Source organism: Bradyrhizobium sp. CCBAU 53421 (genome assembly GCF_015291625.1).
Lineage (GTDB): Bacteria > Pseudomonadota > Alphaproteobacteria > Rhizobiales > Xanthobacteraceae > Bradyrhizobium.
Genome location: NZ_CP030047.1, coordinates 2091645 through 2102613 on the forward strand (window position 1 = coordinate 2091645; position 10969 = coordinate 2102613).

Consider the following 10969-nt stretch of genomic DNA (forward strand, 5'->3'; position numbering starts at 1 on the left):
GGAACCTAGGACCGGTTCAAAGCCGGGAATGTGACCTAGATCACGGTTGAGTGTGCCGGGCCTGTCTCGTGCCGGGCAGGGGCCGGCGACGGCGAGGAGAGCATCTTGGCCCACGTAAATCGCGTCCTCCGCTCGATCAATGACGACGGTGCCTCGCACTGCGTCGATATCTTCGTTCGCCTGGACCGGACGATCGGCTTCGAGGAATATCGGCGGGATGTGGAAGATGGCCGCGGCTGGTTTCCGATTGGCGGTCATGCGTCCCGGGTCTTCCACGACGAAAGCGCCGCGCTCGAGGCGGCGATGGCGGAGGTTTCCTGGTTGCGGCAGGTCGTTGGATCGCAGTAGGCGGTCCGAACCGCCGCCCATCATCCGGAGGCGATCATCATGCACGGCTGATTTCCGTAGCGCGGCTCTCCACAGCCGCGCGAATCTCACTACATTGCTCGGGCAATGCCCCGCGCCGCCGAACCCTTATTCCTGACCAATGCCGCCGCCCGCCATATCTGGCTGCGCGCGCAGCGGCTCGATACGACGGCGCCGTTCGGGGACGGGGCGTCAGCCGTGGCGGCCGCCGTCGACCATCTCGGCTATGTGCAGATCGACACCATCAACGTGATCGAGCGCTGCCATCACCACATCCTGTTCACCCGCATTCCGGACTATCGCCGCGCCGACCTCAAGCAGGCGCAGAGCCGGGACAAGAGCGTGTTCGAATACTGGACCCACGCGCTGTCCTACGTGCCGTCCAAGGACATCAACATCTTCCTGCCGGCGATGAAGGCGCACAAGCGCGAGGGCCACAAATGGTTCTCTTCGGTGACGCCCTCGGATACGCGCAAGATCATGCGGTTGCTGCGCGGCGGTCCGCTGACCATCCGCGACATCGAGGACGACGTGCTGACCGAGAAGGAGCATCTCTGGCAGAGCCGCAAACCTTCCAAGCGCGCGCTGCAACTCGCCTTCTATGGCGGTGTGGTCACGATCAGCGAGCGCGTCGGCATGCTGAAGACCTACGAGCTGATGACCAGGCATTTCGGCTGGGATAAGCCGCCGAAGCCCGCACCGGCCTCGGCCAGAACAGCCTATCTGCTCGACCGCGCGCTGCGCTCGCAGGGCATCGTCAGCCTCGACTCGATCTGCCACCTCGATGCGCCGAGCAAGAAGGCGGTGCGCAGCCTGATCGAGGCGAGGGTGCGCCGCAAGGAGCTGGTGCGGATCGCGCTCGACGGCGCCGGCAAGCAGGAGCATTGGGCGCGGCCCGAGGTGCTGGAGGCGACCGGCGAGGGTGATCCGGCTTTGGTCCACATCCTCTCGCCGTTCGATCCCTTGATCATCCAGCGCAAGCGCACCGAGGTGTTCTTCGGCTACGGCCACCGCTTCGAGGCCTATGTGCCGAAGCAGAAGCGCCTGTTCGGCTATTTCGCGCTGCCGGTGCTGGTCGGCGACGACATCGTCGCCGCGCTCGACCTCAAGACCGACCGGCAGAACCGGAAGCTCCTGATGCAGAAATGGAGCTGGGTCGGCAACGGCAAGAAGCAGGCGGGACGCAAGGAGCTGAAGCGCCTCATCGAGCAGGAGCTCGACCGGTTCGAGCGTTTCCAGTTGGCGGAGTAGGGCTCGATTCTGCCCGTCATTGCGAGCGAAGCGAAGCAATCCATTTCACCGCGTATGCCGAGCGATGGATTGCTGCGTCGCTATCGCTCCTCGCAATGACGCAGTGGAATGCCACCTGGGTTCCCGTCTGGCCTGTGTGCTATGAGTTTTTGCCATTGCTCAATGCGGGGCCACCCAATAATCCTCAAGGCAAGCAATAGCTTTGGGGGAAACAGATGAGCCAGACCGCGTCCATCGCGCCGAACAGCGGCGCCCGCAGCGAGATCGAGACGTCCACGATCAGCGCGATCTCCTGGCGGCTGATCCCGTTCCTGATCCTGGCCTACTTCTTCTCCTATCTCGACCGCGTCAATCTCGGCTTCGCCGCGCTGACCATGAACAGCGAGCTGAAGTTCTCGCCGGTGGTGTTCTCGTTCGGCGCCGGCATCTTCTTCATCGGCTATTTCATCTTCGAGGTGCCGAGCAACCTGGCGCTGGAGCGGTTCGGCGCCAGCAAGTGGATCGCCCGCATCATGGTGAGCTGGGGCATCCTCTCGGCCCTGATGGCGGCGGTCTATGATGAGCACAGCTTCTACGCGTTGCGCTTCTTCCTCGGCGTCGCCGAAGCCGGCTTCTTCCCCGGCATCATCCTGTATCTCACCTATTGGTACCCGGCCGAGTATCGCGCGCGCTTCCTCGCCGCCTTCGCGCTTGCGGTCCCCATTTCGACCGTGATCGGCGCCCCGATCTCCGGCCTGTTGCTCGGGCTCGACGGCGTGATGGGGCTGAAGGGCTGGCAGTGGCTGTTCGTCATCGAGGGCGTCCCCTCGGTGCTGCTCGGCATCGTCACCTGGTTCTATCTCACCGACCGGCCGGAGAAGGCCGATTGGCTCTCGGCCGAGCAGAAGGCGTGGCTGAAGGGCAAGCTCGATGCCGAGGTCGCGGCCAAGCAGGCGGCGCAGCACTTCACGCTCGGCCAGGCGTTGTCCTCGCCGAAGGTGCTGGCGCTCAGCGCGATCTATTTCGGTTTCGTCGCCTCGCTCTACGGCATGCAATTCTGGCTGCCGCAGATCGTCAAGGCGTTCGGCCTGACCAACGCGCAGACCGGTTTCGTCACCGCGATCCCCTATGCGTTCGGCACCGTCGCGATGATCCTGTGGGCGCGCCGCTCCGACGCCACGCGCGAGCGCGTGTTCCATGTCGGCGCGCCGCTGCTGCTGACCGCGCTGGCGCTCGGCGTCTCCAGCTATATTTCGGATCCGATCATGACGATGGTCGTGCTGACGGTTGCCGCGATCGGCGTGTTCTGCACCTTCGCGGTGTTCTGGACGCTGCCGACGGCCTGGCTGTCAGGCACCGCGGCCGCCGGCGCGATCGCGCTGATCAACTCGATCGGCAACCTCGCCGGGTTCGGCGGGCCCTATCTGATCGGCTGGGTGAAGGAGACAACCGGCAGCACGTCGACCGGCCTCCTGGTGCTGTCGCTGTTGCCGCTCGCCGCCGGCCTGCTGGTCTTCCTCGGCAGCCACGAAACCAAGACCGAGTTCGCGGGGGCGAAGTAGGGCGCCTCTCACATATCAGGTGCTCCCGTAGCCCGGATGGAGCGGAGCGCAATCCGGGGACCCTACCGTCACCGATGGGGTCCCGGATTGCGCTTCGCCTCATCCGGGCTACGCATTTTCGGAACTTTCCGCCGCCGAACCTCACCCTGCTCACGAATAGGTTATCACTGACGAATATTGACATTCATCAGTGATAAATCGATACTCTTCATCAGTCGTCAGTCCGATGGAGATTTCAGATGTTCGTTCGTTCCGTTTTGTCGAGCTATTACAAGCTCTTGACCGGAGCGTCGCTGGCTTTCGCGGTGTTCGCGCTGACCGGCTGCAACGATAAGGCGGCCGAAAACGCTGACCCCGGGCGCCCCGTTCTGGTGGCGACCGTCCATTACGAGGCTGAAACCCCTGAGCGCAGCTTTGTCGGCACCATCAAGCCCCGTATCGAAGCCGATATGGGCTTTCGGGTTGCCGGCAAGGTGGCCAAGCGGCTGGTCGAGGTCGGACAGACAGTCGACGTCGACCAGCCCTTGGCCACCCTCGACGAGGTCGACCTGAAGCTGCAGGCCGAGCAGGCGGAGGCGGAATTCCGCGCCGCCACCGGCGTGCTGGCCCAGGCCGCGGCCGCCGAGCAGCGCGCCAAGGACCTGAAGACCAAGGGCTGGACCACCGATGCGGCGCTCGATTCCGCCAAGGCGGCCGGCGACGAGGCGCGGGCGCGGCTGAACCGCGCCGAGCGCTCGGTCGAGCTGACCAGGAACTCCCTCTCTTATGCAACGCTGGTGGCCGACACCCGGGGTGTCGTCACAGCGACCATGATCGAGCCCGGCCAGGTGGTTGCCGCGGGCCAGGCCTCGGTCCGTGTCGCCCGACTTGGCGAGAAGGAAGCTGTCGTCGCGATCCCCGAGACGCTTCTTGCTCGTGCCAGGTCGGGCGTTGCCACGGTGGCGCTGTGGTCGGATGCCAAGAAGAGCTATGCCGCGAAGCTGCGTGAGGTCGCCCCGCAGGCCGATCCCGCGACCCGCACCTATCTCGCGAAATTCTCGCTGCCGGATGCCGACGAGGCGGTCTCGCTCGGCATGACAGCTACCTTGACCCTGGCCGACAAGGCGAGCGAGCGGGTGGCAAAGCTGCCGCTGTCGGCGCTGTACAGCCAGGGCGGCGATCCCTCGCTCTACATCGTCGACGACAAGGGCGACATCGCGCTGAAGCCGGTCAAGGTGAAGGCCTATGAGAGCAGCAACGTCGTGATCTCCGGCGGTGTCGATGACGGTGCCAAGGTGGTCGCTCTCGGCGTGCAGAAACTCGATCCGAGCCAGAAGGTCCGGGTCGTGTCGTCGCTGTCGTTCTAGTCGGTTTTGTTCCGTCATTGCGAGCGAAGCGAAGCAATCCATCTCGCAGCAAGACAAGTGTGGATTGCTTCGTTCGCTTCAGCGCAAAATTGCTCTGCAATTTTGTCGCGAGCTCCTCGCAATGACGGCCGTGGCGGTAACGGTTTGGGGAATTGGAGTCTGACATGAAGCGCTTCAACCTTTCGGCCTGGGCGGTCAGCCATCCGACGCTGGTGCTGTTCCTGATGATCATCCTCGGCGCCGCCGGCTTTTTCTCCTACGAGAAGCTCGGCCGTGCCGAGGATCCGTTCTTCACCGTCAAGGTGGTGAACGTCTCGGTGATGTGGCCGGGCGCGACCTCGCAGGAAATGCAGATGCAGGTTGCCGACCCGATCGAGAAAAAGCTGCAGGAGCTGCCGTTCTTCGACAAGGTGCAGACCTATTCCAAGCCGGGCTTCACGGCGATGCAGGTCTCCTTCAAGGATTCGACCTCGCCGAAGGACGTGCCCTATCTCTTCTATCTCATCCGCAAGAAGCTGGTCGACGTGCAGGGCGAGCTGCCCTCCGGCATTCTCGGACCGGTGGTCAACGACGAGTTCTCCGACGTCGATTCGATCCTCTATATGATGACCGGCGACGGTGCCGATTACGCGCAGCTCAAGAAGGTCGCGGAAGGTTTTCGCCAGCGTCTGCTGAAAGTGCCTGGGGTCACCAAGATCGACCTCTATGGCACCCAGGACGAGCGCATCTTCGTCGAGTTCTCGCACGCCAAGCTTGCCACCCTCGGCATCACGCCGCAGGCGCTGTTCGACTCGCTCGCCAAGCAGAACAATGTCACCCCGGCCGGCATGGTCGAGACCTCGTCGCAGCGCGTGCCGCTGCGCGTCACCGGCGCGCTTGACGGCGTCAAGGCGGTTGCCGAGACGCCGGTCGAGAGCAACGGCCGCGTGTTCCGGCTCGGCGATATCGCAACCGTCAGCCACGGCTATGTCGATCCGCCGAGCTTCAAGGTGCGTCAGGAAGGCAAGCCCGCGCTCGGCATCGGCGTCGTCACCGCCAAGGGCGCCAACATCCTCGAGCTCGGCAAGGAAGTCCAGAAGGCGACCGCCGAGTTCCTCAAGGCGGTGCCGCAGGGCGTCGATGTCCAGCAGATAGCCGACCAGCCCAAGGTGGTCGAGCACGCCGTCGGCGAGTTCGTGCACTCCTTCGTCGAGGCGCTCGCGATCGTGCTGTTCGTCTCCTTTGTCGCGCTCGGCTGGCGCACCGGCATCGTGGTGGCGCTCTCGGTGCCGCTGGTGCTCGGCATCGTCTTCATCGTGATGAACGCGATGTCGCTCGACCTGCACCGCATCACGCTCGGCGCGCTGATCATTGCGCTCGGCCTGCTGGTCGACGACGCCATCATCGCGGTCGAGATGATGGTGGTGAAAATGGAACAGGGCTGGGACCGCATGAAGGCGGCGTCCTTTGCCTGGGAATCTACCGCGTTTCCGATGCTCACGGGAACGCTGGTCACAGCCGCTGGCTTCCTCCCCATCGGCTTTGCCAATTCGGCAGTCGGCGAATATGCCGGCGGCATCTTCTGGATCGTGGCGATCGCGCTGGTCGCCTCCTGGTTCGTCGCGGTGATCTTCACGCCCTATATCGGCGTCAAGCTGCTGCCCAACATCAAGGTGCACCAGAACCACGACCCGCACGCGATCTACGAGACGCGGATGTATCGGGCCTTGCGTAGCGTCGTGCAGTGGTGCGTCGATCACCGCATCAAGGTGGTGGTGGCGACCGTCGGCGTGTTCGTCGCCGCGATCGTGGGCTTCGGCCACGTCCAGCAGCAGTTCTTCCCGCTGTCGGAGCGGCCCGAGCTGTTCCTGCAGCTCCGTCTGCCCGAGGGTACCGCCTTCAACGTGACTGAAAAGGCGGTGAAGCAGGCCGAAGGGCTCTTGAAGGGCGACGACGATATCCAGACCTACACCGCCTATGTCGGCCAGGGCTCGCCGCGCTTCTGGCTCGGCCTCAACCCGCAACTGCCGAACGAGGCGTTTGCCGAGATCGTGATCCTCGCCAAGAACGTCGAGGCGCGCGAGCGCGTCAAGGCCAAGATCGAGCAGGCTGCCGCCGACGGCGCGCTGAACGAGGCGCGGGTCCGGGTCGACCGCTTCAACTTCGGTCCGCCGGTCGGCTTCCCGGTCCAGTTCCGCGTGATCGGGCCCGATGCCAACAAGGTGCGCGACATCGCCTACCAGGTCCGCGAGGTCATGCGCCAGAACAAGAATGTCAAGGACGTCCAGCTCGACTGGAACGAGCAGTCGCCCTATCTGAAGCTCGCCGTCGACCAGGATCGGGCGCGCGCGCTCGGCCTGACCCCGCAGGACGTCTCGCAGGCGCTGGCGATGCTGATCTCGGGCGCGCCGGTGACGACGATCCGCGACGGCATCGAGAAGGTCGGCGTGGTCGCCCGTGCGGTGCCGTCGGAGCGGCTCGATCTCGGCCGCGTCGGCGATCTCACCATCACCACGCGCAACGGCGTCGCGGTGCCGCTGCAGCAGATCGCCAAGATCGAATATGCGCATGAGGAGCCGATCCTGTGGCGGCGCAACCGCGACATGGCGATCACCGTGCGCTCCGACGTCGTCGACGGCGTGCAGGCGCCCGACGTCACCAACCAGATCGCGCCGAAGCTGAAGGACATTCAGGCCCATCTCGAGCCGGCCTACCGGATCGAGCCGGGCGGGGCGTTCGAGGAATCCGCCAAGGGCAATGCGTCGATCTTCATCCTCTTCCCGGTGATGGTGATGGTGATGCTGACGCTGCTGATGATTCAGCTGCAGAGCTTCTCGCGCCTGACCCTGGTGTTCCTGACCGCGCCGCTCGGGATCGTCGGCGCCTCGCTCGGGCTCAACGTCGCCAACCAGCCGTTCGGCTTCGTGGCGCTGCTCGGCCTGATCGCGCTTGCCGGCATGATCATGCGCAACGCGGTGATCCTGGTCGATCAGATCGAGAGCGACGTGGCATCCGGCCTGACCCGGCGGGAGGCGATCGTCGAGGCCACCGTCCGGCGCGCCCGGCCGGTGGTGCTGACCGCGCTCGCGGCGATCCTCGCCATGATCCCGCTGTCGCGCTCGGCGTTCTGGGGCCCGATGGCGATCACCATCATGGGCGGATTGTTTGTTGCGACTTTCCTGACCTTGCTGTATCTGCCGGGCCTTTACGCCCTCTGGTTCCGCAAGACCCTCGAGGAGAGCGGCCCCGAGCAAATCAATACTGCGCCGCAGCATGCCGGCGATGCGCAACGCGCATTTCCGCTTGCTGAAGCCGCTGAATAATTGAAGATTGAGCAGGCCAACATGACACTGATCTCGGAACATAGCGAAACCGACACCCGCGAGCGAATTCTCGTGGTGGCGGAGCGCTTGTTCCGGCAGATCGGCTACCAGAAGACCACGGTCGCCGACATCGCCAAAGAGCTGCGGATGAGCCCCGCCAACGTGTACCGCTTCTTCGATTCGAAGAAGTCGATCCACGAGAGCGTGGCCCGCGGCCTGATGGGCGAGGTCGAGATCGAGGCGCAGCGCATCGCGCGGTCGGAAGGGCCGGCGGCGACGCGCCTGCGCCAGATGATGACGACCATCAACCGCATGAACACCGAGCGCTATGTGGGCGATTCCAAGCTGCACGAGATGGTCGAGATCGCGATGCAGGAGGACTGGGAGGTCTGCGCCGCCCATATGGAGCTGATCGGCCAGACGATCGGTGAGGTGATCGCGCAGGGCGTGGCCTCGGGTGAATTCGAGGTCAAGGACCTGCAGCTTGCCGCGCTGTGCGCCGGCACGGCGATGATGCGGTTTTTCCACCCGCAGATGATCGCGCAATGCGCCAACAAGCCGGGCCCGACCATCGACCAGATGATCGATTTCGTGATCGCCGGCCTGTCGCCGCGCGCCCGTGCCAATTGAGCTGCCGGGCCTGACGTTTTCGTCAGTTGACTCTTGCATGATTGCAGGCAAATCGACGTGGTAGCCCGGATGGAGCGCAGCGTAATCCGGGGTCATTTCCGTGTGTGACACTGTCCCGGATTGCGCTGCGCTCCATCCGGGCTACGGCAACAGGGGCTCTCCGTGACCGCCAAAGACCTGCATTTCTATGAGCCGAAGAACGGCCACGGCCTGAAGCACGACCCGTTCAACGCCATCGTGGCGCCGCGGCCGATCGGCTGGATCTCCTCGCGTGATGCGGGCGGCAACGTCAACCTCGCGCCCTACAGCTTCTTCAACGCCTTCTGCTACACACCGCCGATCATCGGCTTCTCCTCCACCAACTGGAAGGACAGCGTCGCCAACATCCAGGACACCGGCGAGTTCGTCTGGAATCTGACGACGATGGATCTCGCCAAGAACATGAACGCGACCGCCGCGCATGTCGCGCGCGACGTCGACGAGTTCAAGCTCGCAGGGCTGACGCCGGTCGCCGGCAAGCTCGTCAACGTGCCGCGCGTCGCCGAAAGTCCGGTGTCGTTCGAATGCAAGGTGAGCCAGATCGTCCAGCTGCAGGGCGCCGACGGCAGGAAGGCCGAGGCCTGGCTGACGCTCGGCGAGGTGGTCGCCGTGCACATCGACAAGGCCTTCATCAAGGACGGCGTCTATCAGACCGGTCTCGCGCATCCGATCGTCCGCGCCGGCCGGAGAGGGGACTATTTCGAGATCAAGCCGGAAAACCTGTTCGAGATGATCCGGCCGGATTGAGTACTGCTCTATCCTCCCTCTCCCCGTTCTTCACGGGGAGAGGGTTAGGGTGAGGGGCAGCTTCCACGAGTCGTGTACGCGGTGAGACGTGTACCCCCTCACCCGGAACGCATCTGGCGATGCGTTCCGACCTCTCCCCGCAAGCGGGGCGAGGTCAGGGACGACGCATTCGCGCGCTCCGCATGACGACAACTCACCACGACAATGTGAAATTTCCGCCCGCAGTGATGAAAAACCGTCACTCGCAACCTCCGAGCGAGCAGTCTAACCTCCCGCGCGCCAGGCCGGATCAACGGCCGGCCAACAGAGTGGGAGGATGCGATGACACGCCAACCGCGGAGCAATCCAACAGAAGAGCGGCGCGATCCGGACGTTTCACGACGAACGCTGGTCCAGGGGCTTGCGGTTTCCGCGGCCGCCGGCGTAACGGGCATCGGCAGCGCGCTGGCCCAGAACGCGCCCGCGCCGGTCGGACCGCCGACAACCATCACCAGCCCGCCGCGCGACTTCAGTCCGCGCGGTGCGCCGACCACCTATTTCTGGGACCCCGACATCATCGCGGTCGATCCGTCCTTCAACGACCTTGCCCAGCCCAACACCTCGATCAAGCGCCTCTATACAGGGCTGCTGTGGGCGGAAGGCCCGGCCTGGAGCTCGCAGGGCCGCTATCTCCTGTGGAGCGACATCCCGAACAACCGGCAGATGCGCTGGTCGGAGGATGACGGCCATGTCAGCGTGTTCCGCATGCCGTCGAACTACTCGAACGGCAATTCGTTCGACTTCCAGGGCCGCCAGCTGTCCTGCGAGCATCTCACCCGCCGGGTGACGCGCTACGAGAATGACGGCACCGCGACCGTGCTCGCCGACAACTACCAGGGCAAGCGGCTGAACTCGCCGAACGACATCGCCGCGCATCCCGACGGCAGCTACTGGTTCACCGATCCGCCCTATGGCGGCCAGCTCTATGAAGGCGAGCCTGACGCGGCCGGCGGTCCGAGCAATTCCGCCGGCAAGCTCAATCCGCGGATCGGGCAGCCGGCGGGCTTCGTGCCGGCCAAGCGCGAGCTGCCGACCAATTGCTATCGCATCGATCCCTCGGGCCGGATCGATCTCGTGGTGACCGAGGACCAGGTGCCGGACCCGAACGGCATCTGCTTCTCGCCGGATTACAAGAAGCTCTATGTCGTCTCGACCGGCAAGGGACCGGGCGACACCGGCGCCGGCGGCAAGGGCGACGTCTTCGTGTTCGATGTCGGCGCCGACAACAAGCTCTCCAACGGCAAGCGGTTCAGCGATTTCACGATCGACGGCGTGAAGTGCGGGCCGGACGGCATCCGCTGCGACGTCAACGGCAATGTCTGGTGCTCGAGCAATGCCGGCCGCGCGGTCGGCTACAACGGCGTGACGGTGTGGTCGCCGGAAGGCAAGCTGCTCGGCCGCATCCGGCTACCCGAGGTCTGCGGCAACATCACCTTCGGCGGCCCCAAGCGCAATCGCCTGTTCATGGCCGCAAGCCAGTCGCTCTACGCGGTCTATCTGGCGACCCAGGGGGCCGGGCCGGCGTAAGCGCGCGGGCAGCAGGGCGCCGGCATGACCCGCCGGCGCCGTCCCCCGCTACCTGATTGTCGCAGCTCAGCTTTCGGAACTGAACGCGCGCCCCGCCGTTAACAAACGGCGGCTCGGCCGCGTCAATTTCGCTTTATTTGCAGGGCGAGGTGTTCACCCGTGAACGGCACTTTCCGCTAGG

At 64.6% G+C, this 10969-nt stretch carries 8 protein-coding genes; all 8 read left to right on the top strand.

Features of this window, described 5'->3' with window-relative positions; genetic code table 11:
- The first annotated feature begins 105 nt into the window (after positions 1 to 105).
- Complete coding sequence (locus XH92_RS09910) at positions 106 to 348, top strand: hypothetical protein (protein ID WP_194459051.1); 243 nt, start codon at positions 106 to 108, stop codon at positions 346 to 348.
- A 105-nt stretch (positions 349 to 453) separates the two neighbouring features.
- The gene (locus XH92_RS09915; protein ID WP_194459052.1) at positions 454 to 1617 is read left to right on the top strand and encodes a winged helix-turn-helix domain-containing protein; all 1164 of its coding nucleotides are present in this window, start codon (positions 454 to 456) and stop codon (positions 1615 to 1617) included.
- Positions 1618 to 1832: 215 nt separating this feature from the next.
- Positions 1833 to 3158: an MFS transporter gene (locus XH92_RS09920; protein WP_194459053.1), complete on the top strand. Its 1326-nt coding sequence runs from the start codon at positions 1833 to 1835 to the stop codon at positions 3156 to 3158.
- Positions 3159 to 3397: 239 nt separating this feature from the next.
- Positions 3398 to 4504: an efflux RND transporter periplasmic adaptor subunit gene (locus XH92_RS09925; RefSeq protein WP_194459054.1), complete on the top strand. Its 1107-nt coding sequence runs from the start codon at positions 3398 to 3400 to the stop codon at positions 4502 to 4504.
- Between the two features lie 164 nt (positions 4505 to 4668).
- On the top strand, positions 4669 to 7806 hold the full coding sequence (locus XH92_RS09930) for an efflux RND transporter permease subunit (RefSeq protein WP_194459055.1): 3138 nt from the start codon (positions 4669 to 4671) through the stop codon (positions 7804 to 7806).
- A gap of 21 nt (positions 7807 to 7827) precedes the next feature.
- Positions 7828 to 8436, top strand: coding sequence for a TetR/AcrR family transcriptional regulator (locus XH92_RS09935; protein WP_194459056.1), 609 nt, complete (start codon positions 7828 to 7830; stop codon positions 8434 to 8436).
- A gap of 162 nt (positions 8437 to 8598) precedes the next feature.
- Positions 8599 to 9222 carry a flavin reductase family protein gene (locus tag XH92_RS09940; RefSeq protein WP_194459057.1) on the top strand — a complete coding sequence of 208 codons (624 nt, stop codon included), beginning with the start codon at positions 8599 to 8601 and terminating at the stop codon, positions 9220 to 9222.
- A gap of 321 nt (positions 9223 to 9543) precedes the next feature.
- Positions 9544 to 10788 carry an SMP-30/gluconolactonase/LRE family protein gene (locus XH92_RS09945; protein ID WP_194459058.1) on the top strand — a complete coding sequence of 415 codons (1245 nt, stop codon included), beginning with the start codon at positions 9544 to 9546 and terminating at the stop codon, positions 10786 to 10788.
- Positions 10789 to 10969: the final 181 nt, after the last annotated feature.

Coding starts and splice junctions, on each gene's coding strand:
- XH92_RS09915 (WP_194459052.1), top strand. CDS start 454: ATGCCCCGCGCCGCCGAACCCTTATTCCTGACCAATGCCGCCGCCCGC.
- XH92_RS09930 (WP_194459055.1), top strand. CDS start 4,669: ATGAAGCGCTTCAACCTTTCGGCCTGGGCGGTCAGCCATCCGACGCTG.
- XH92_RS09925 (WP_194459054.1), top strand. CDS start 3,398: ATGTTCGTTCGTTCCGTTTTGTCGAGCTATTACAAGCTCTTGACCGGA.
- XH92_RS09920 (WP_194459053.1), top strand. CDS start 1,833: ATGAGCCAGACCGCGTCCATCGCGCCGAACAGCGGCGCCCGCAGCGAG.
- XH92_RS09945 (WP_194459058.1), top strand. CDS start 9,544: ATGACACGCCAACCGCGGAGCAATCCAACAGAAGAGCGGCGCGATCCG.
- XH92_RS09935 (WP_194459056.1), top strand. CDS start 7,828: ATGACACTGATCTCGGAACATAGCGAAACCGACACCCGCGAGCGAATT.